The 19,986-nt window shown below is 57.8% G+C and carries 16 protein-coding genes, 3 tRNA genes and 2 pseudogenes; 11 read left to right on the top strand and 10 right to left on the bottom strand.

Going from position 1 to position 19,986, the window contains the following annotated elements; genetic code table 11:
• Nucleotides 1-157 precede the first annotated feature (157 nt).
• Together BMY73_RS12165 and BMY73_RS12160 are read left to right on the top strand one after the other, a co-directional pair.
• A complete protein-coding gene (locus BMY73_RS12165; protein ID WP_092407309.1) occupies nucleotides 158-1,900 on the top strand; it encodes an IlvD/Edd family dehydratase in 1,743 nt (580 codons plus the stop codon).
• Between the two features lie 197 nt (nucleotides 1,901-2,097).
• On the top strand, nucleotides 2,098-2,820 hold the full coding sequence (locus BMY73_RS12160; RefSeq protein ID WP_062390212.1) for a FadR/GntR family transcriptional regulator: 723 nt from the start codon (nucleotides 2,098-2,100) through the stop codon (nucleotides 2,818-2,820).
• 639 nt (nucleotides 2,821-3,459) lie between these two features.
• Here BMY73_RS12160 and BMY73_RS12155 read toward each other — a convergent pair.
• Together BMY73_RS12155 and BMY73_RS12150 are read right to left on the bottom strand one after the other, a co-directional pair.
• Nucleotides 3,460-4,152, bottom strand: coding sequence for a sensor histidine kinase (locus BMY73_RS12155; RefSeq protein ID WP_062390210.1), 693 nt, complete (start codon nucleotides 4,150-4,152; stop codon nucleotides 3,460-3,462).
• Nucleotides 4,149-5,753 (bottom strand): response regulator, encoded by a 1,605-nt coding sequence (locus BMY73_RS12150; protein ID WP_092407307.1) that lies wholly within the window; start codon nucleotides 5,751-5,753, stop codon nucleotides 4,149-4,151. Before BMY73_RS12150 ends, BMY73_RS12155 begins: the two co-directional genes overlap by 4 nt.
• 463 nt (nucleotides 5,754-6,216) lie before the next feature.
• On the opposite strand from BMY73_RS12150, the pseudogene BMY73_RS28855 reads away from it, so the two are divergent.
• From BMY73_RS28855 to mqo, 3 genes and pseudogenes are all read left to right on the top strand, one after another.
• Nucleotides 6,217-6,999, top strand: a pseudogene (locus BMY73_RS28855) (MCP four helix bundle domain-containing protein); the annotation flags it as partial.
• The gene (locus BMY73_RS28850) at nucleotides 6,979-7,857 is read left to right on the top strand and encodes a methyl-accepting chemotaxis protein (RefSeq protein ID WP_370588397.1); all 879 of its coding nucleotides are present in this window, start codon (nucleotides 6,979-6,981) and stop codon (nucleotides 7,855-7,857) included. The pseudogene BMY73_RS28855 and the gene BMY73_RS28850, both read left to right, overlap by 21 nt.
• Nucleotides 7,858-8,342: 485 nt before the next feature.
• Nucleotides 8,343-9,983, top strand: coding sequence for a malate dehydrogenase (quinone) (mqo, locus tag BMY73_RS12140; RefSeq protein ID WP_092407303.1), 1,641 nt, complete (start codon nucleotides 8,343-8,345; stop codon nucleotides 9,981-9,983).
• 149 nt (nucleotides 9,984-10,132) lie between these two features.
• Here mqo and ada read toward each other — a convergent pair whose 3' ends face one another.
• The 3 genes and pseudogenes from ada to BMY73_RS12125 form a co-directional block, all read right to left on the bottom strand.
• Entirely contained in the window at nucleotides 10,133-11,224 is a 1,092-nt protein-coding gene (ada, locus tag BMY73_RS12135) for a bifunctional DNA-binding transcriptional regulator/O6-methylguanine-DNA methyltransferase Ada (RefSeq protein WP_092407301.1), read from the bottom strand.
• 98 nt (nucleotides 11,225-11,322) lie between these two features.
• Nucleotides 11,323-11,624 (bottom strand): annotated as a pseudogene (locus BMY73_RS12130) (2OG-Fe(II) oxygenase).
• Between the two features lie 317 nt (nucleotides 11,625-11,941).
• Nucleotides 11,942-12,018, bottom strand: a tRNA-Arg gene (locus tag BMY73_RS12125).
• Nucleotides 12,019-12,332: 314 nt separating this feature from the next.
• Here BMY73_RS12125 and BMY73_RS12120 point away from each other — a divergent pair.
• The 5 genes from BMY73_RS12120 (at nucleotide 12,333) to BMY73_RS12100 (ending at nucleotide 15,553) form a co-directional block, all read left to right on the top strand.
• Nucleotides 12,333-12,584, top strand: coding sequence for a hypothetical protein (locus tag BMY73_RS12120; RefSeq protein WP_092407373.1), 252 nt, complete (start codon nucleotides 12,333-12,335; stop codon nucleotides 12,582-12,584).
• 52 nt (nucleotides 12,585-12,636) lie between these two features.
• Entirely contained in the window at nucleotides 12,637-12,834 is a 198-nt protein-coding gene (locus BMY73_RS12115) for a PA3371 family protein (protein WP_062389399.1), read from the top strand.
• 446 nt (nucleotides 12,835-13,280) lie between these two features.
• Complete coding sequence (locus tag BMY73_RS12110) at nucleotides 13,281-13,607, top strand: Arc family DNA-binding protein (RefSeq protein ID WP_062389396.1); 327 nt, start codon at nucleotides 13,281-13,283, stop codon at nucleotides 13,605-13,607.
• Nucleotides 13,608-13,958: 351 nt separating this feature from the next.
• Entirely contained in the window at nucleotides 13,959-14,837 is an 879-nt protein-coding gene (gene hchA / locus BMY73_RS12105; protein WP_092407299.1) for a glyoxalase III HchA, read from the top strand.
• Nucleotides 14,834-15,553 (top strand): PA1136 family autoinducer-binding transcriptional regulator, encoded by a 720-nt coding sequence (locus tag BMY73_RS12100; protein ID WP_092407297.1) that lies wholly within the window; start codon nucleotides 14,834-14,836, stop codon nucleotides 15,551-15,553. Before hchA ends, BMY73_RS12100 begins: the two co-directional genes overlap by 4 nt.
• 178 nt (nucleotides 15,554-15,731) lie before the next feature.
• Here the strand turns inward: BMY73_RS12100 and mgtE are convergent, their stop codons facing one another.
• Nucleotides 15,732-17,174: a magnesium transporter gene (mgtE, locus tag BMY73_RS12095; RefSeq protein WP_062389386.1), complete on the bottom strand. Its 1,443-nt coding sequence runs from the start codon at nucleotides 17,172-17,174 to the stop codon at nucleotides 15,732-15,734.
• A 321-nt stretch (nucleotides 17,175-17,495) separates the two neighbouring features.
• Here mgtE and BMY73_RS12090 point away from each other — a divergent pair, with 321 nt between their 5' ends.
• Entirely contained in the window at nucleotides 17,496-17,975 is a 480-nt protein-coding gene (locus BMY73_RS12090; protein ID WP_092407295.1) for a DUF4124 domain-containing protein, read from the top strand.
• Between the two features lie 41 nt (nucleotides 17,976-18,016).
• Here the strand turns inward: BMY73_RS12090 and BMY73_RS12085 are convergent.
• The 4 genes from BMY73_RS12085 to BMY73_RS12070 all read right to left on the bottom strand — a co-directional run bounded on the left by BMY73_RS12085 (nucleotide 18,017) and on the right by BMY73_RS12070 (nucleotide 19,960).
• Nucleotides 18,017-18,093 (bottom strand) — tRNA-Arg (locus tag BMY73_RS12085).
• A 107-nt stretch (nucleotides 18,094-18,200) separates the two neighbouring features.
• A tRNA-Ser gene (locus BMY73_RS12080) sits at nucleotides 18,201-18,291 on the bottom strand.
• 62 nt (nucleotides 18,292-18,353) lie between these two features.
• A complete protein-coding gene (gene csrA / locus BMY73_RS12075; protein WP_020290522.1) occupies nucleotides 18,354-18,542 on the bottom strand; it encodes a carbon storage regulator CsrA in 189 nt (62 codons plus the stop codon).
• A gap of 185 nt (nucleotides 18,543-18,727) precedes the next feature.
• Nucleotides 18,728-19,960, bottom strand: coding sequence for an aspartate kinase (locus BMY73_RS12070; RefSeq protein WP_062389379.1), 1,233 nt, complete (start codon nucleotides 19,958-19,960; stop codon nucleotides 18,728-18,730).
• Between the last annotated feature and the right edge of the window lie 26 nt (nucleotides 19,961-19,986).

Below are 19,986 nucleotides of genomic sequence, written 5' to 3'. Positions count from 1 at the left end.
TGCCTTACTGCAATGAGTCGGCTGGCAGGGTCGTCCCTCGATGGAATCCGACTATATAGTATTACTATTTAACGTTACAACACTTCCACTCAGCCGATTTTCGGCCTATTTTAGTCAGCACGCGATGCCTTTAGTCTTACAATAAGAGTGCTGATTTATGTCTGATTCCAATAAGAAACCCGCTCTGCGTTCTGCCCAATGGTTCGGTACCGCCGACAAGAACGGCTTCATGTACCGCAGCTGGATGAAGAACCAGGGCATTGCCGACCACCAGTTTCAGGGCAAGCCCATCATTGGCATCTGCAACACCTGGTCCGAACTCACTCCGTGCAACGCCCACTTCCGCACCATCGCCGAACACGTCAAACGCGGCGTGATCGAAGCCGGTGGTTTCCCGGTTGAATTCCCAGTTTTCTCCAACGGCGAATCGAACCTGCGTCCCACCGCCATGCTGACCCGCAACCTGGCAAGCATGGACGTGGAAGAGGCGATTCGCGGCAACCCTATTGACGGCGTGGTGCTGCTGACCGGTTGTGACAAGACCACGCCTGCGCTGCTGATGGGCGCGGCGAGCTGCGACGTGCCAGCCATTGTCGTCACCGGCGGACCGATGCTGAACGGCAAACACAAAGGCAAGGACATCGGCGCCGGGACCATCGTCTGGCAGATGCACGAGTCCTATAAAGCCGGACAGATCAGCCTGGATGAATTCCTCTCCGCCGAAGCCGGCATGTCGCGCTCGGCAGGCACCTGCAACACCATGGGTACCGCCTCGACCATGGCTTGCATGGCGGAAGCGCTCGGCACGTCACTGCCGCATAACGCGGCGATTCCGGCGGTCGATTCCCGTCGCTACGTGTTGGCGCACATGTCCGGTATGCGCGCGGTACAGATGGTCAACGAAGACCTGCGCCTGTCGAAGATCCTGACGAAAGAAGCGTTCGAAAATGCCATTCGCGTCAACGCCGCCATCGGTGGTTCGACCAACGCCGTGATTCACTTGAAGGCCATCGCCGGTCGTATCGGTGTGGACCTGGAACTGGACGACTGGACCCGCATCGGGCGTGGCACGCCAACCCTGGTCGATCTTCAGCCCTCGGGGCGTTTTCTGATGGAAGAGTTCTACTATGCGGGCGGCCTGCCAGCCGTGCTCCGTCGTCTGGGCGAAAACAACCTGATTCCCCACCCTGAAGCGTTGACCGCGAACGGCAAGACGCTTTGGGAAAACGTGCAGAACTCGCCGATCTACGGCGATGATGAAGTGATCCGGGCCATCGACAATCCCTTGGTGGCCGATGGCGGCATCTGCGTGTTGCGCGGCAACCTTGCGCCGCTGGGCGCGGTACTCAAACCGTCCGCCGCCACCCCGGCGCTAATGAAGCATCGGGGTCGTGCGGTGGTGTTCGAGAACTTCGACATGTACAAGGCGCGCATCAACGATCCGGATCTGGACGTCGACGCCAACAGCATTCTGGTCATGAAAAACTGCGGGCCCAAGGGTTATCCAGGCATGGCGGAGGTCGGCAACATGGGCCTTCCGGCCAAGCTGCTGGCTCAGGGTATAACGGACATGGTGCGAATTTCCGATGCACGCATGAGCGGCACCGCTTATGGCACCGTCGTGCTGCACGTTGCGCCGGAAGCGGCCGCGGGCGGTCCGTTGGCGGTGGTTCAGGAGGGTGACTACATCGAGCTGGACTGCGCAACCGGACGGCTGCACCTGGACATCGCGGAAGAAGAACTGGAAGCGCGTCTGGCCGACTGGCAAGCGCCGCCGCAACTGCTGATCGGCGGGTATCGTCAGCTGTACATCGACCATGTGATGCAGGCCGATCAGGGTTGCGATTTCGACTTCCTGGTGGGGACGCGCGGGTCGGAAGTGCCAAGGCATTCTCACTGACCGACGCAGAACCTGTAGGAGCGCGCTTGCCCGCGATCAGGGTGTGTCAGGTCACTCAGTTGAACCTGACACACCCTGATCGCGGGCAAGCGCGCTCCTACAGTCCGGGTGTGCCATGGAATTTCGCGTCGCGCCGTCCACTCCCCGCCAATGCTATGATGCGCGGCATTCACCGTTCAGGATCGCCCCGCGCCCCCATGGATTACCGTAAGCCCTCCGACCGCAAAAGCATGCACTCACGCATTGTCCAGGACATCGGCATGCAGATCGTTTCAGGCCGTTTCAAACCTGACGACAAGCTCCCCGCCGAAGCCTTGCTCTGTGAAGAATATGCCGTCAGTCGCCCGGTGTTGCGCGAGGCCACCCGTGTGCTGGTCGCCAAGGGCCTGGTCTACTCCCGCCCGCGTGTCGGCACCGTGGTGAAACCGCGTCGTGAATGGCACATCCTGGACCCGGACGTCCTTCACTGGCTGATGCAAAGCTCACCGCAGAATGAATTCTTCGCCCTGCTGACCAGCGTGCGCAGCATCATCGAGCCCGCCGCTGCCGCCCTCGCCGCGCAACACGCCACCAACGATGAAATCGCCGCCATCGGCGAGGCCTATCAACGGATGGAAGCCGCGCCGACGGTGGAGGCCGTGCTGCAACCGGATCTGGATTTTCACAGCCGTATTGCCGACGCCACCCACAACGATCTGCTGGCACATCTGTGCAACATGCTGTCGCTGGCCTTGCGCGAGGCCTTGAAGCACTCCAACAAGCGACCAAACCTGCACGAACTGGCCCTGCCTCGGCACAAGGCAATTCTGACCGCCATCGAAAACCGCGACGCCCTCGGCGCTCATCACGCCACGCTGGTCCAACTGGACGACGCGCGTAACGCCCTGAACGTGGTGCTGGGCAAAGGATTGAAGCTGTAGGCCGCATTGCTCCCGTGGGAGGTTCTGTGGGTCTCAAACCAGTGGTGTCAGTCCGTTTCTTGAGGGTCGCAAAGCCTCGCAGCATGCACCACATCCCGGATGACGCAGAGCGTCATAGAATATTGTTACCACGCGGAGCAGGGCAACAATCAGGTTGCTCGCGATAGGAGCGAGTCAGTTTCATCAAGGGTGAATGACACACCGCATTCGTCAGCAAGCTGACTTCCACAGGTTCTATGTTTATTCAACGATTTCGGTGTTGAATCTATCAGCGCAAAGCGCGCTCTGGCTTTTGATCTTCATACCGCAGCAGGCCAGACACCACAAAGTGCGACTTGGGTGCAGGCTGAACGCAGGTGACGCGCAGTGGGCCGAGCGGCATGGATGCCGCGAGAGCGCCGTCAGGACATGGATGTCCGTTCGGCGCGGGCCCACGGAGCGTCGCCGGAGTGAAGGAACCCGACGCAGGAGGGCCAAGCCGGGAGCTAGGACACTTGGCTGCCTCTTGAAACAAAGAGGGGTGTCCTTTCAAGTAACCCGCCGAAGGCGGAACAGTTTGGCCGTTAGGACAAACCATTGGTGTCACCCCGAATAGTGGAAAGGCACACCCTACAAGCGCGTCCTTGCAGATAGGTTCAATTACGGCAAATACAGGCTGAACAACCCGCCGCCCAGCTCGCCGCCGTTGGCGATCTCGATGTGCCCCTTCACGCCCTGGCGCTGATGCTGTTTGGCGATATTCGCCGCGAAATAAAGACCAAGGCCGGTACTGCCGCTGCTCGGATTGATGCCCAGCACATAGTCGGTCTGGTGTTCGATCATCGGCTCTGGAAAACCCGGGCCGTCGTCGTTGATGCTGATCACCAATTGCTCGCCGACCTGACGTGCGCTGATCAGCACTTGCTCACGGGCAAACCGGATCGCGTTGATGACCACGTTCGACACCACCGAGCCGATCAGTTCGCGGTCGAAGAAACCCGGCAAGCCGAAGTCATCCACGCGCAAACGCGCAATGATGCCACGGCTGTCCAGCACCTCTTGATGAAATGCCAGTTGTGCCTCGATGAAGTCGTCCAGTTCGTGGTAGTCCGGGCGTAACGGCAACTGGTTGATACCCAGCTTGTACAGGCCCAACAGCTGCACCAACTTACCGTTCAGGTGCGCGAACTCGTAGTCGATCACGCCCTGCTCCGCCGTGCCACGTTGCGCCTCGGGGAGCGCCTTGACCCACTGCCCATGCGCCTGAATCAACGACGCCAGCGAGTTCTTCATGTCATGCACGGTGGAGGCAATCACCATGGAGAAATCGAGCCCCGTTTCCTGATCGCTCATTCGCCAAACGCCCTGAGTCGCAGTTTTTGATAACGGTCGTAACGTGGATCGGTCTCGGGCATCTTGCCCACCATTTTCAGACTGTTCTGGCACTCCAGCAGGCTGGCCGTATCGAGGTTCTGCACACCCACGTGCAGCAGCGCCTGGGCCATGTTCAGCGCAATACTGATGTTCTTCGGTTGCAGCGCCAGCGCCTGACGGAACAGGTCCTGCGCCTCGCCGAGCTTGCCCGCGCGGTAGCTGCGAATGCCCTGCAGGTTCAGGTCAATGGCGGCCTTGCCCGCGCTCAGGATTTCCGGATCGTCGGTTTGCCTGGCGATGCCCTGCATGACCTGCGGATCGTCACCGTAGATTTCCGCGCAGCTTTTCAGAATGCCGGCCCCTGCGGATTCCTGGCCCAGCTGTTTAAGCTGCGCCGCCACGGCCAGCGCCGCGTCGGCGCTCAGAAACTGTTCCATGCCTTCCAGACGCGCCATGGCCTGCTCGGTCAGCTTGGCCGCCATTTCCGGATCGGAACCCGCCACGCTGGTGGCTTTCATCAAACGTGCCCGCACTTGCAGGCCGGCATCGTGGGTGTGCTCCTTGGCGACTTCACTGAGCGTCGTGTTGATTTCGACACGGGTGCGCGCGTCCAGACCACGCTCACCGCCACGACTGATCAACGCCTGGGCCAGGCCGAGGTTGGTTTCCGGGTCCTTGAATCGCGAAAACTGACCTTGCGCAACCGCCTGACGGTACGCCTTGGAAGCGCCATCGAAATCCTGGTTTTCCAGCGCCAACTGGCCGAGTAGGCGTTGACGCCGTACCGCGTAAGGGGAAAGCCGGACGGCCTCTTCGAGCATCTTCTGTGCGCGTTTTTTGTCACCGCTGGCGATCAGCACATCGGCCAGACCGTCGAACAACACTGGCATCGCGTTGAACGCACGGATGGCTTCCTCGTAGACCGCCTGCGCCTCGGCGTTGCGCCCGCGCTTGAACAGCAATTTCCCCAGTGCCGCGTAGGCCCAAGGTTGTGGTCGGTCGGCCAGGATCGATTTGAGAAACGCTTCCAGCGGCTCATGCTGGTTCAGATCACGCAGGGCGTCAGCCTTGTATCGCAGGCACAGCGGCGCAAACCGTGGGTCCTGTTTGGTCAGGTTCACACACGCTGCCAGCACTTCGGCGGGCTTGCTGCGGTCCAGTGCCTGAAGAATCGGCTTGAGCAGGTTCTTGCGCTGCACGATCTTTTCCAGGCGCTGCGCCAGGCTTGCGCGGTTGAACGGTTTGGTCAGGTAAGCATCGGGCTCCCACTCCAGCGCACTCATGACCATCGCCTGACTGTTTTCAGCGGTGACCATGACAAAGACGCTTTCGTGACTGATCAATTTGTCAGTCATCAGGTCTTCGAGCACCTGCTGACCGTTCTTCTTGCCATCGCCCAGGTTGAAATCGTGCAGGATGAAGTCATAGCGCTTCTGCGAGCACATCTTCAGCGCCTGTTCGCCGGTGTCGGCGGTGTCCACTTCCTTGACGCCCAACTCGCGCAGCATCGACCTGACCGAACTGCGGAAATCGGAGAAATCATCGACGATCAGAAAGCTTTTTTGGTTCCACGCCAGCATCGAGATTCCTGTCACGGGAGAGAAAATCAGCCCAGGGGCAATTACACAACGGGTCAGCTTCATCGCTCCCGTTTTTTTGGCGGGCGAATGATAGCCAACATCAATTTGCCATCAAGCTATTTCACGAAAGCTCTGGCCTGTTCAGGTGCGGCAAGACGCCGCTTGTCCGGGTTATCGGCGGCGCGGGGGTAAAGCTTAGGAGATCGCAGCGGGAAAATGCGAATGCCAGACGCCGCACTCCGATCCTGGCGACAGCGCCGTAACGCCAATCTCAGTCCCGAATCGGGAAAGATGAGCGCCGCAGCGACGCGCGCGCAGGGACCCGTTATCACGTTTAAAGCGACCGGACAGTGACGCTCATCAACAGAATCTCAATTTATGTAAAGTCCCTCACTGCCCCGCCGATAGGGATGAAAGCGGTGTCTCTACGTCACCCACTCTTATCCTGCTCCGAGTAATCGTCATGACCTGGCTAATCAATCTGAAACTCAAGTCCAAACTGTTGTTCGCGTTTAGCCTGTGCGCCTTGATCACCATCGCGGTGGGAATGTTGGGACAGAATGGTGTGTCGCGCCTGTACGACCTGTTTCAGAACACTGTCAGCGATAATTTGACAACGATTGTCAAGGTGGACTCCGTTAAAGCCAACGTCATCGCCACCAACCGCGATTTTTTCAAGGCCATTAGCCTGAGCGCACTCAAAGCCAGTCCGGAAGAAATCAGCTCGGCCCTTCAATCGTTCAAGGAGAACCAGGCGCAGGCAGAGAATGAATTTCGCATCTATCGGTCGACGCCTCTGGAGGCTGATGAAAAAACCGCTGGCGACGATTTCGAACGTGACTGGGTCGCTTACGTTAATGCTGCACAAAACGCGCTGACAGTGCTGCAAAGCGGCGACATCGAGCAGGCTGCCAGACTGGCCGCCAGCAGCGTCACGCCGCCGTACCGCAAGACCATCGGTGAGCTGAAAGTCATGCTCGAGTCCAACATTCGTCAGGCCGCCGAAGCGAATCAGGCCGGGGTAGACCTGGACCGTCAGATCACCTGGGTGCTGATTGTCGGCTCCCTGATCGCAGTGATTTGCGCCATCGCGCTGGGCCTGATCGTGACGCGCATGATTACCCGCCCGATCTACCAGTCCGTGGAAAGCGCAGCACGAGTGGCCAGCGGTGACCTGACCCAAGCCATCGCTCTGGGCGGACAGGACGAAACCGGTCAGTTGCTCATGGCGTTGTCCAACATGCAGGGCAACCTTAAAGGCACAGTGCAGCAGATTGCCAACGCGTCGGATCAGTTGGCGTCCGCTGCGGAAGAGCTGACCGCAGTCACCGAGGACAGCACCCAAGGCTTGCAGCGCCAGAACGACGAGATCCAGCAAGCGGCAACCGCGGTGAACCAGATGACCGCCGCAGTGGAAGAAGTTGCCCGGAACGCTGCCAGCGCCTCGCAAGTATCGGCCCAGACCGCCGACGACGCGGTGAAAGGCCAGCATCAGGTGCAGCAAGCGGTGAGCGCAATGAACACCATGACGTTGGAAATCAACGATTCGACGCAACGTGTCGAAGCCCTCGCCGGCCAGATTCGTGACATCACCAAGGTGCTGGATGTGATTCGCGGCATCGCCGAACAGACCAACCTGCTGGCCCTCAACGCCGCCATCGAAGCGGCGCGCGCCGGTGAACAGGGCCGCGGTTTTGCGGTGGTCGCCGACGAAGTCCGTGCCCTCGCCCATCGTACTCAGGTGTCGACCGGCGAAATCGAATCGATGATCACCCAAGTGCGTAATGGCGCCGACGAGGCCGTGCAGGCCATGGGCAAGAGCCAGTCCATTGCCGTCAATACCCAGACGCTGGCCACCGAAGCAGGTCTGGCGCTGGAACGCATCAGCGAGGGTGTCAGCCAGATCAACGAGCGCAACCTGGTCATTGCCAGTGCCGCCGAGGAACAGGCCCAGGTGGCCCGTGAAGTAGACCGCAACCTGGTGAACATTCAGGACCTGTCGGCCCAGACCGCCGCAGGCGCCAACCAGACCAACGCCTCCAGCCAGGAACTGTCGCGTCTGGCGGTGTCGTTCAACGCCATGGTGGGCAAGTTCACCCTTTGATTCTCGGTCGCCCTGTGGGAGCCAGCTTGCTGACGAATGGATAACTGTCAGCCACTGTCGATGTGGCTGAAAGGATACGTTCGCCAGCAAGCCGGCTTCCACAAAACTGCGTGAATGCAGACACCGCAGCCACCCTTTAGCCCCCTGAGACAAATTGGCTAATTGACTAAATGGTCGTCTGATTTGTCGCGAATCTCATTTCGGGTACAATCCCGGCCCCTCCCGCAGATTGCTTGGACCTGATGACCGAGTCCTGAGGGGGTATAGATGTTTACTCAAGCTGCTGAATCCAATGATCGAATAAAAAGCCAGCGCCGAGGGACATAGAACGGGAGGTCCCCGATTCACCGACTTCCCGACCCTGCCTCCTCGTCTTCTGAGAGCGAAGCCTTCAGCCACATGTACCCCGAACAGGGTTGCAGCCTGGCGGAACGTTGCCTGATGAAGGTTGCAGGTGGATAACTTTCTATCTATTGGATGACTCAATGTTCAAGAAAACGAGCAAGGCCCTGCTGGGCCTGGCGATTTCGGCAACCTTCCTGCAAGCCCATGCTGCCGAAAGCAAGAAAGTCGATGTCCTGTTGATCGGTGGCGGCATCATGAGTTCGACCCTGGGTGTCTGGCTCAACGAGCTGGAGCCGGGCTGGTCGATGGAAATGGTCGAGCGCCTGGACGCCGTCGCCGAAGAAAGCTCCAACGGCTGGAACAACGCCGGTACCGGTCATTCGGGCCTGGCCGAGCTGAATTACACGCCAGAAGACAAAGACGGCAACGTCAACATCTCCAAGGCCATCGAGATCAACGAAGCCTTCCAGGTCACGCGTCAGTTCCTGTCCTGGCAAGTGCGCCAGAGCGTTCTGAAGAACCCGCCTTCGTTCATCAATACCACACCGCACATGAGCTTCGTGTGGGGCGATGACAACATCAAATTCCTGAAGAAGCGTTACGACGCGCTGCAAGCCAGCCCGCTGTTCCGCCCGATGCAGTACTCCGAAGACCCGGCACAGATCGCCAAGTGGGTTCCCCTGATGATGGAAGGCCGCGACCCTTCCCAGAAGCTGGCGACCACCTGGACCCCGATCGGTACCGACGTCAACTGGGGCGAAGTTACCCGTCAATACGTGTCTTATCTGCAGACCCGCCCGAACTTCGACTTGAAGTTGTCCAGCGAAGTCAACGACATCACGCGTAACGAAGACGGCTCCTGGCACGTTGAGTACAAGAACCTGAAAGACGGCACCACCTCGGGTACCGATGCCAAGTTCCTGTTCATCGGCGCCGGCGGCGGCGCACTGAAGCTGCTGCAGAAATCCGGCATCCCCGAGGCTCGCGACTACGCAGGCTTCCCGGTCGGCGGTTCGTTCCTGGTGACTGAGAACCCGACCGTCGCCATGCAGCACATGGCCAAGGCCTATGGCATCGCCTCCACCGGCGCGCCACCGATGTCGGTGCCACACCTGGACACCCGCGTGCTCGACGGCAAGCGCGTGATCCTGTTTGGCCCGTTCGCCACGTTCTCCACCAAGTTCCTGAAAGAAGGTTCGTACCTGGACCTGTTCAGCAGCATGACCACACACAACTTCTGGCCAATGACCAAGGTCGGTATCGACCAGTACCCGCTCGTCGAGTACCTCGCTGGTCAACTGATGCTGTCCGACGACGACCGCTTCAAGGCGCTGCAGGAGTACTTCCCGCACGCCAAAAAAGAAGACTGGCGCCTGTGGCAGGCCGGTCAGCGCGTGCAGATCATCAAGCGTGACGCGGACAAGGGCGGCGTGCTCAAGCTGGGTACCGAAGTTGTCTCTTCTCAGGACGGCACCATCGCTGCGCTGCTGGGCGCATCGCCAGGCGCTTCGACCGCCGCTCCGATCATGCTGAACGTGCTGGAAAAGATCTTCAAAACCCAGGTAGCAACACCTGAGTGGCAAGCGAAAATCCGTCAGATCGTGCCGAGCTACGGCACCAAGCTGAACGACTCGCCAGCTGCTGTTCAGCAAGAGTGGAACTACACCGCTGAAGTCCTGCAACTGGGCAAGCCTCCGGTCATTGACCAGAGCGTTGGCACCAGCACAGCGACGCCGTCCACGCCGGTTGAAAGCAAGCCAGCGAACGACATGGCACTGTAAACCCCGCTGCCGCCTGCCGGCATTGATACGCGGTAAAGAAAAAGCCACGGGTTGAAAGCCCGTGGCTTTTTTGTTCATACGGTGCGTATCAGTGAAAGGCAACAATCGCTGAGGGTAGCGGTCATTGTCGGGGCTGCTCATTCGTTCATCTATGAAGTGTGCATACTCTTCTCGCGCTCGATCAACTTGCGCTTACGCTCCACTCCCCATCGGTAGCCGGACAACGATCCATCACTGCGCACCACGCGGTGACAGGGGATCGCCACCGCCAGCTTGTTGGCCCCGCATGCGTTGGCCACTGCACGGGTTGCGGCAGGCATGCCTATTCTCGCGGCGACCTGAGAATAGGTTTCGGTCGTTCCCGCGGGAATATCCCTAAGCGCCTGCCACACCCGCTCCTGGAATACGGTGCCACGGATATCCAACGGAAGCGCAAGGCCTGTACCTGGCGATTCGACAAAGCCGACGACAATGGCCACCATCGCCTCGAACTCGGCGTCGCCGCCGATAAGGTTGGCGTTGGGAAACTGGTCCTGAAAGCTCTCTACCAGCGCATTGGGGTCATCGCCCAACAAAATGGCACAAATACCACGCGCACTGGTGGCCACCAGAATCGAACCCAGCGAGCTTTCGCCCAGTGCAAATTTGATATCCACGTTGGCGCCCCCGGCGCGGTACTCGGAGGGCTTCATGCCGAGGATGTTTTGTGACGCCTCATAGAATCGGCTATTGGAGTTATAGCCAGCCTCATAGAGAGCGTCGGTAATGGTGCCACTCAGCGAAAGCTGGTCTCTGACGCGCGAACGCAATGAAGCGACGCTGTAGGCTTTAGGCGTCAGGCCCGTAAGCTTCTTGAACACGCGGTGGAAGTGGAAGCTGCTCATGCCCACCTGCTCGGCCAGATCGCCCAGGTTGAGTACCGTGTCCGATGTATCGATGAGCCGACACGCTTCGGCAACTGCCGCGGCGTGCTTCTGAGCGACGACCTCCGGGTTGCTGCTGTTGCGTTTGGAGGGGCGAAACCCAGCCCTCTCGGCTTCTGCTGCGGTGTCAAAAAACAGGACATTCTCTGGCCGAGGCAGCTTGGTCGGACTGAAGGGCCTGCAATAAACCCCGGTGGTCAGAACTCCGTAGACAAAATCGAGATTCGCGTCAGCCTGACGGTTTACGAGGATATTCCAGCGCGGATCGTCCTCGGACCTCAGTACCGGTTGGATGGTTTGGTCTTCAACGCAGTCCATGGCAATGCCCTATGTTCGCGATTTGTAACAACCTATCGCTAATAAGCTGCCTTAAAACTCCGAGTCTTGCTTTCAAATCCGACACATTGGCCGTTCCATCACTGCGCATCATGGAATATCACCCCCAAGGTAAACCGGTCCCCCGCCCGCACCTCGCTCACGCTGTGGCGGGTGAACACGGAGTAGAAGCCTCTACCCCCCCCTTCACGGGCCTGCGATTGACAGAAAAAATCACGGCATCGCCCTTGCGCAACGGCACTACGCTGACCCTGGACTGCATCCGTGGCCGTTGTTCGGTCAGCACGAATTCGCCGCCGCTAAAATCGTCATCAGGCTCAGACAGGAGGATAGCCATCTGCACGGGAAACATAATGTCTCCATAGAGGTCGCGGTGCAGGATTACCGACCTCTTGTGCTCGCTTTTGGTCGATTACAGCCTGGCGCCACCGCAGGAAACAGTCATCATTTTTACGCAGCGTGCGGGTCAAATCCGACGCAGGGGTCAGTCGAATACACAATGACTTTTCCATTGGGGTTCGATTACACAGGGAGGGAGAACGGCCAGGGCATCAATTTCGAAATCGACCAGAAGAATCCGATTCCATTGAAAAGTTGACTGAATACCGAACGCCCACGGAAGTGGGACCCAGAATGGGAACTCGTGAGAAGACTCAATCGACGAGCTATCAGGAAATCCAGCTAAACGGCTTGATTATATGGTGTCCCAGGCGGGGTTCGAACCTGCAACCTTCCCCTTAGGAGGGGGATGCTCTATCCAATTGAGCTACTGAGACACGGGGCCGGCACCCAGAATGGCGCCAGCGGGACGGCGAGCATGTTAACGGCAAGCCCTTGTTTTGTCATGTCGTCATTGTCTTTTTAGGGTGTAGTCCACAACACCCTAACCCGGCAGCTTCAGGACACCATGCAAATTGCAATGCCGCAAAATGACATCATTGCAAACTGCAACCTGAAGGCCAGCCAATTCACCTATAACCTTCTGATTTTGTTGATATTTTTTTTGATTAACGCTTGGCATGCAGGCTGCATTACTCATCTTCGAGCAATCCCTCCTTCAAAAACCGAATTCCAAGCGAAGGTAATCGAGATGAACATGACTCTCTCTCTGTTGAACGCAGCAGCCCTCGTCGCTCTCGTGGCTTTCCACTTTCAGGACGACGGCAACAAGACCAGCAATGCTGCCCATACAGAAAGCGTCGCTGTTCAAGCTCAACCGCATTACCTCATCAAACAGGCACCGCGCTTCGTCGCACAACCCGCGCATCGCTCGGATGCAATGCTGGCGAACGACACCGATGAAGCGATCCCGGTGGAACGCTCCGAACGCTGGGTATTCTGATACGGTCTGTGAAGTCGGGTTTGCCAGTCAGTCTTTCGTTTAGAGAACCGCCATGTCAAAAGCAGCACTGTCCTTTCTGATCCTGGCCATCATGGCCATCGCCGTTGACCAATTGCTTCCACCTTCGATGGACACGCTGAGCACTGCAGCCAAAACGGCCAGCGGCGTGTTCGCGAGCCTGTTCCTTGCAGCGTTGTTCGTAGGCCGTAGAATCAAGTTCGATCCGGTGTTGCGCCAAGCCAAGCCCTGAGCCTCCTGTGCCGACGGGCTGATGGGTACGTGCAGCCCCCACCGATCCGGCTTTCTTGCTCGCGAATGTAAGGGCCGCTCCATCCCTTGACTGACCCTTCGTCTCTTTCTTGCCACCTTTCTCGAAATTATCTGCAGATCCCTCTACGCTGAAGACAGATAGCCATCACCGCGCAAACCCGCGTCCTTGGCGGCCGTTGATCGGATGAACGGTGGTCGGGAACTTTGCAAACCAGAACGCATTTCTGATAATTGGTGCTGGCTAAACGCCTTTATCTAGTTCAATATTTGTCACAGATTTGACGCCAAGGTTCCGACGGATTGATGCATGATGGCGGGCCTTTATGTTGGACGGTTGAACATTTAGCCAAAATGACAGTCAGAGGTTGACATCTCGCGGCCTAATGCATGAACCGCCTCCCCCTTTGAACTAAATCGGTTAAATATATGAGCCCTATGAAACAGGCCAATTATTCCAGTCGCACAGCTGACAAGTTCGTTGTCCGTCTTCCGGAAGGTATGCGCGAGCGCATTGCGGAGGTTTCCAAAGACAACCACCGCAGCATGAACTCTGAAATCATCGCGCGTCTTGAGCAAAGCCTGATTCAGGAAGGCGCTCTGGGTGACGAACCTAAACTGCGCCTCGACAGCCCTGAGCTGTCACTGCATGAGCGTGAATTGCTGCAACGTTTCCGCCAGCTCGCTCATCGCCAGCAGAACGCCCTCGTGTCGCTGATTGCACACGACACCAGCCTGGGGAACGACGACGAGTAAGTCGGCGCCTCCCAGCCCCAGAAAAGCCAGCGTCGAGCTGGCTTTTTTGTGCCCATGATTCGAGACTTCGCCTTCCGCGCACACCCCCGTTGCACTGTCCCTTATTGCTGATCCCTTCGAAGTCGCTTGAAGCGTGAACCGACCATCCGTTAACAAGCCCAGACTGGCCACCACTGGGTACGCCCCGGTGCAGACGGCTTAATTCAGTCCGTTTCAACAGAGTTGGCGCTGCAATTGAAGCCCGCACCTATCCGATGTCGGCGTGTCTTATTGAGGGAATCCCCTCATTGCGAGGGCCAGACCACGCTACTAGCATCGATCAAGGCAATCACCCATCCGAAGGAGAAAACCATGACAAGCGTGCAAAATGAAGACAAACGCCCCACCCCGGATCAAGCGGAGGACAACGCGTTTTTCCCCTCACCCTATTCGTTGAGCCAATTCACCGCGCCTAAATCAGATCTCGGTGACGCTGAATACCCCACTCCTTATAAAGGAGGACGGTGGAAGGTTTTGATGATTGGTGCGGATGAGCGCTATCTGCTTACGGACAATGGAACGATGTTTTCAACCGGTAATCATCCGGTCGAAACGTTGCTGCCCATGTACCACCTCGACAAAGCGGGTTTTGCTTTTGACGTTGCTACGCTGTCGGGAAATCCCGTGAAGTTCGAGTTGTGGGCGATGCCCTCCGAAGACACCGAAGTGAAAGGGTTCTACGCCAAGTACCGTGAGCAGTTCAAAAAGCCTCTCAAACTGGCCGACGTGATTGAAAATGCATTGGGCGAGGAATCCGACTACATCGGCGTCTTCATACCAGGGGGGCACGGCGCCCTCATCGGATTACCGGAAAGTGCTGACGTGAAGTCCGTTCTGGCGTGGGCCATGGCCCAGGATAAGTTTGTAATTTCCTTGTGCCACGGCCCAGCGGCACTGTTGGCGGCGGCTCTCGGCGAATCTAAGAATTCCTACCTGTTCAACGGCTATAAGATCTGTGCGTTTCCCGACGCTCTTGATGCAAAGACGCCTGATATCGGCTACATGCCGGGGCATCTGACCTGGAAATTCGGCGAGCGACTGCAAGCGTTAGGGGTTGAGATCGTCAATCAGGATATTTCCGGAGCGACATTCAAAGACCGTAAGTTGCTGACCGGCGACAGCCCGCTGGCGGGTAATAACCTCGGCAAGCTGGCCGCTGACACCCTTCTCAAAGAGGTCGCTACGAGGTGAATAACGGGCTTGCCGAGGCAGCCATGCGCGCCGCTCTCGAGATAGAGGCGGCGCTTGACCTTGAATCTATCCAGAACGCTGTCCGAGAGTTCGCAGCGCCCTGCGGCTATGATCGATTCGTCCTGTTTTCCGCTTCATCAGCCAGTGAAGACGTACTTGAACGCCTGTACTGGGTCGAAGGTGACTGGTTCGACGAAGGTCAGGGTGTTGATGCACTGACTTATATTCGGCGTTGTCCGGTCACCCGCCATATCCTGAGTACACGTGAGCCCTTCTTCTGGAAGAAAGAGCAGAAACACGGAGAGGAATGCTATCAAGTGATTCGTTATCCAGGTGGGCCGGGGGTGCAGGGATTTCAGGTCCCGGTTTTTGGCCCCCAAGGGCTTGAAGGCGCAATGAGCTATGGCGGTGAACGGGTGGACGGGGGCGCGCGAGTGCGCCTTGGATTGAGCATCGTCGCAGCGGCGGCTTTTTTCTCGGCGCGTCGATTACTTGAAGTGCCCCTCGGGGACGTTCTTAGAACGCTCTCGCGCCGAGAACGTGAAATGCTGGCATGGACCGCTGCCGGACGACGGCAAGCCGATATCGCAGCGACGCTCGGCTTATCGGAGCGTACGGTGGAGAACCACCTGCGTTCAGCGCGTCGTCGGCTAGGCGTCACCACGACCGCACAGGCCATCCGGATAGCGATCCGTAATGGCGAGATTGAAGGTTGACGTATCGCTTGAAGAAGAAAGCAGCGCTTTAGGCCAGCTCCCGTGTCCAAGCAGAACGCATAAAAAATCCGATGCCCGTTCAGGCATCGGATTTCGATTTCTTCCCGCGAAGGTCAAGCAAGCGGGTCTGACCGACCACCACTCCTTATCAAGGGCGGTATTTGTGTGCCCGATGCGGCTAGAGCAAGAACAGTGTCGCCAGACCGAGGAAAATAAAGAACCCTCCGCTGTCCGTCATGGCCGTGATCATCACACTGGCGCCCATGGCAGGATCGCGCCCAAACCGCGCCAGTGTCATGGGGATCAACACGCCCATGAACGCCGCCAACAACAGGTTGAGCGTCATCGCAGCGGTCATGACCACTCCCAGCGACCAGCTGTGATAAAGCAAGTAAGCCACAATGCCAATCACCCCGCCCCACACAAGGCCGTTAATCAATGCAACGCCCAGTTCCTTGCGCATCAGGCGTGAGGTATTGCCGGTGCTGACCTGGTCCAGCGCCATGGCGCGAACGATCATGGTAATGGTCTGGTTGCCCGAGTTGCCGCCGATCCCGGCAACGATTGGCATCAAGGCAGCCAGTGCCACCAGTTTCTCGATGGAGCCTTCAAACAGACCAATCACCCGAGAGGCAAGGAAGGCCGTGATGAGGTTCACCGCCAGCCATGACCAACGGTTGCGCAACGAGCGCCACACGGATGCGAATATGTCTTCCTCTTCACGCAGACCGGCCATGTTGAGGACTTCGGTCTCACTTTCTTCGCGAATGAGGTCGACCATTTCGTCGATGGTCAGACGGCCGATCAATTTGCCGTTCTTGTCCACCACCGGCGAGGAAATAAGGTCGTAACGCTCAAAGGCCTGGGCCGCTTCATAGGCATCACCGTCCGGGTGGAAACTCACCGGATCGCTGGCCATGACCTCCGACACCTGTTTTTCAGGGTCGTTGACCAACAGACGCTTGATGGGCAGCACACCCTTGAGCACGCCGTCATAGTCCACCACGAACAGTTTGTCGGTGTGGCCCGGCAGCTCCTTGAGACGACGCAGATACCTCAACACCACCTCGAGACTGACGTCTTCGCGGATGGTCACCATCTCGAAGTCCATCAGCGCGCCGACCTGGTCTTCGTCGTACGACAGCGCTGACCGCACGCGTTCGCGTTGCTGGCTGTCCAGCGCTTCCATCAACTCATGGACGACGTCACGCGGCAGCTCAGGTGCAAGGTCGGCGAGTTCGTCGGCGTCCATCTCCTTGGCGGCAGCCAGCAGCTCGTGATCGTCCATGTCGGCGATCAGGGTTTCACGAACGGAATCGGATACTTCGAGAAGGATGTCGCCGTCACGCTCCGCCTTGACCAGTTGCCAGACCGTCAGACGGTCTTCGACCGGCAGCGCTTCGAGAATGTAGGCAACGTCGGCGGAGTGCAGATCATCGAGCTTGCGTTGCAGCTCGACCAGATTCTGCCGGTGAACCAGATTTTCAACGCGGTCCTGGTGCTGGCCTTCCTGGCGATGAGTCAAGTCTTCGACGACACGTTGACGTTGCAGCAGGTCGACAACCTGCGCAAGGCGGTCCTGAAGGCTTTCCTGCGTCTTTTTTACTTCGATTTCGGTCATAGGCGAACTCCACTCCCAGCAGTGGACCACGCCGGAAGATCAATCAGTCGATTCTTGATTGGTAAAGCTTAAGGCTGAGTTGCTACTGGGTAAGTCCATGGAGGTATTCCACAAGCCCCGGCGGGGCTGACGGGCGCAATCATACACCGCTTGCCGGGTCTTCATGTTAAAAATTCAACGCGGAACAATCGGTTGCAACACAATGTTAACCATTGTCCGAGTCGTCATTGCTCCGACGTCACATCCGGAGAGGAAAACACGCTCGCCTGAAAAAATTTGCGTGGCTAGTCTGCACCGACACCTGTCACGGAGGACGCTGTCATGCTGTTGGACACCTGCAAACCAGTTTTTGCTGCCCTGCTCTTTCTTCCCGTTATCGCCACCGCAACCACGGTGAACCGTTGCGAGGATGAACATGGAAGCATCACCTTCACTACCCTTGCCTGCCCAACGGGCCATGCACTGAAACGGCAAAACGTACACAGTCCATTGCCAGGTACCGTTGTAACCGCCAACTCGTCCACGGAAACCAGAACCAGAAGGGAAACCGAAGAGCTGGTCGTCGTGGGTCAGCGCGACGATGGATGCGGAAACGTCCTGAACGCCGAACAACGGCGAAGGGCAATCATCAATCAGCAAACACCTGCCGGCATGACGAAGCGTGACGTCGAAAGCCTGCTGGGCAAGCCGGACAAGATTGTCGGACGCAACGCCGAACTTCGGTATGTGTACGAGGAGAAGAAAGGGAAAAGCCGGCAGGTGACGTTCGACGAAAACGGCTGCGTAAAAGGCAAACGCTAAAAAGCAAAAAGCCCGCATTTGCATGCTGGCTTTTCGTTTTATGGTGCACTCGACAGGATTCGAACCTGTGACCGCTCGGTTCGTAGCCGAGTACTCTATCCAGCTGAGCTACGAGTGCATTTGTTGCCGCGCATTATAGGCCGTCAAATCTTTTGGTCAAGCACTTTTTCCAGTAAATTCAACCACTTACCGATCAAGCCAGATTACAACGTACTACGCAAATAATGGCGGAGAACGGGGGATTCGAACCCCCGACACCCTTTTGAGGTGTACTCCCTTAGCAGGGGAGCGCCTTCGGCCACTCGGCCAGCTCTCCGCAACACGGGGCGTATAATAACCACCCTTTTCCCCGTTTGCAAACCAAAAATTCAATAAAAATTAATGGCTTGGTTCCTGATCCTTCTCTTTCTTGATGCGCAGGTAAATCTCTTCACGGTGGACAGCCACTTCCTTGGGCGCGTTGACCCCAATCCGGACTTGATTACCTTTAACGCCGAGCACGGTCACGGTGATTTCACCGTCACCAATAATCAGGCTCTCCGCGCACCGACGGGTCAAAATCAGCATACCTATCTCCTCAACCTGCATTCAGGGACAACAGTCTGCACAACCAAAAAGGCGTCGGCCCGCACCAGCATCAGCGTCAGGTCTACGCCTTGAGTATTGACTAGCGCCGGAAAAAAAACAGTTTTCTCGCGCACATCTCGGAAACACAAAAGGCGCGGTATCGACCGCGCCCTTCGTTCAACGCCTTATTCGCCCTGACGAGGGGCGTCGAGCTCGAACGCTGTGTGCAGGGCGCGCACAGCCAGCTCCAGATACTTCTCTTCGATCACCACCGAAACCTTGATTTCAGACGTGGAGATCATCTGGATGTTGATGCTTTCCTTGGCCAGTGCTTCGAACATACGGCTGGCAACGCCTGCGTGCGAACGCATGCCGACACCGACGATGGAAACCTTGGCGATCTTGGTGTCGCCAACGACTTCACGCGCGCCGATTTCCCTGGCTGTGTTTTCCAGCACGGTCAGCGCCGACTGATAGTCGTTGCGGTGTACGGTGAAGGTGAAGTCGGTGGTGTTATCGTGCGCAACGTTCTGCACGATCATGTCCACTTCGATGTTCGCGCCGCTGATCGGGCCCAGAATCTTGAAGGCAACGCCCGGGGTGTCTGGCACGCCACGGATCGTCAGCTTGGCTTCGTCGCGGTTGAAGGCGATGCCAGAAATGATCGGCTGTTCCATGGATTCCTCTTCATCAATGGTAATGAGGGTGCCTGGACCCTCCTTGAAGCTGTGCAGTACGCGCAGCGGGACGTTGTACTTGCCGGCGAATTCCACCGCGCGGATCTGCAGCACCTTGGAACCGAGGCTGGCCATTTCCAGCATCTCTTCGAACGTGATCTTGTCCAGGCGCTGAGCCTGAGACACCACGCGCGGATCGGTGGTGTAAACGCCGTCGACGTCGGTGTAGATCTGGCATTCGTCAGCTTTCAAGGCTGCAGCCAGTGCCACGCCGGTGGTGTCGGAACCGCCACGACCCAGGGTCGTGATGTTGCCGCTCTCGTCCACCCCCTGGAAACCAGCGACCACTACCACGCGGCCTTCTTTCAGGTCGGCACGAATCTTCTGATCGTCGATCTGCAGAATACGCGCCTTGTTGTGCGCGCTGTCGGTCAGGATGCGAACCTGGTTACCGGTGTAGGACACCGCTGGAACGCCACGCTTGATCAGCGCCATGGCCAGCAAGGCAATGGTCACCTGCTCACCGGTGGAAACGATCACGTCCAGTTCGCGAGGAACCGGCTGATCGCTGATCTGCTTCGCCAGGTCGATCAGGCGATTGGTTTCGCCGCTCATGGCGGAAAGCACCACCACCAGATCATCACCCGCGTCACGGAATTTTTTGACTTTGTCGGCCACCTGCTCGATGCGCTCTACCGAGCCCACGGAGGTGCCTCCAAATTTCTGTACGATTAAAGCCATCTCAAAGCCGCCTCAGCCCGTGAAGG

Origin of the sequence: Pseudomonas sp. NFACC02 (assembly GCF_900110765.1) — a bacterium.
Lineage (GTDB): Bacteria > Pseudomonadota > Gammaproteobacteria > Pseudomonadales > Pseudomonadaceae > Aquipseudomonas.
Note: the sequence above shows the minus strand (reverse complement) of the source record. Positions and strands in the feature narration are given on the sequence as shown.

What these genes read in the sequence shown, in the direction of transcription:
- csrA (WP_020290522.1), bottom strand. Translation starts at nt 18,542, where the DNA reads ATGCTGATTTTGACCCGTCGGTGCGCGGAGAGCCTGATTATTGGTGAC.
- hchA (WP_092407299.1), top strand. Translation starts at nt 13,959, where the DNA reads ATGACAAGCGTGCAAAATGAAGACAAACGCCCCACCCCGGATCAAGCG.
- BMY73_RS28850 (WP_370588397.1), top strand. Translation starts at nt 6,979, where the DNA reads ATGGCGTTGTCCAACATGCAGGGCAACCTTAAAGGCACAGTGCAGCAG.
- mqo (WP_092407303.1), top strand. Translation starts at nt 8,343, where the DNA reads ATGTTCAAGAAAACGAGCAAGGCCCTGCTGGGCCTGGCGATTTCGGCA.
- ada (WP_092407301.1), bottom strand. Translation starts at nt 11,224, where the DNA reads ATGGACTGCGTTGAAGACCAAACCATCCAACCGGTACTGAGGTCCGAG.
- BMY73_RS12090 (WP_092407295.1), top strand. Translation starts at nt 17,496, where the DNA reads ATGCTGTTGGACACCTGCAAACCAGTTTTTGCTGCCCTGCTCTTTCTT.
- BMY73_RS12070 (WP_062389379.1), bottom strand. Translation starts at nt 19,960, where the DNA reads ATGGCTTTAATCGTACAGAAATTTGGAGGCACCTCCGTGGGCTCGGTA.
- mgtE (WP_062389386.1), bottom strand. Translation starts at nt 17,174, where the DNA reads ATGACCGAAATCGAAGTAAAAAAGACGCAGGAAAGCCTTCAGGACCGC.
- BMY73_RS12110 (WP_062389396.1), top strand. Translation starts at nt 13,281, where the DNA reads ATGAGCCCTATGAAACAGGCCAATTATTCCAGTCGCACAGCTGACAAG.
- BMY73_RS12160 (WP_062390212.1), top strand. Translation starts at nt 2,098, where the DNA reads ATGGATTACCGTAAGCCCTCCGACCGCAAAAGCATGCACTCACGCATT.
- BMY73_RS12120 (WP_092407373.1), top strand. Translation starts at nt 12,333, where the DNA reads ATGAACATGACTCTCTCTCTGTTGAACGCAGCAGCCCTCGTCGCTCTC.
- BMY73_RS12155 (WP_062390210.1), bottom strand. Translation starts at nt 4,152, where the DNA reads ATGAGCGATCAGGAAACGGGGCTCGATTTCTCCATGGTGATTGCCTCC.
- BMY73_RS12165 (WP_092407309.1), top strand. Translation starts at nt 158, where the DNA reads ATGTCTGATTCCAATAAGAAACCCGCTCTGCGTTCTGCCCAATGGTTC.
- BMY73_RS12115 (WP_062389399.1), top strand. Translation starts at nt 12,637, where the DNA reads ATGTCAAAAGCAGCACTGTCCTTTCTGATCCTGGCCATCATGGCCATC.
- BMY73_RS12150 (WP_092407307.1), bottom strand. Translation starts at nt 5,753, where the DNA reads ATGCTGGCGTGGAACCAAAAAAGCTTTCTGATCGTCGATGATTTCTCC.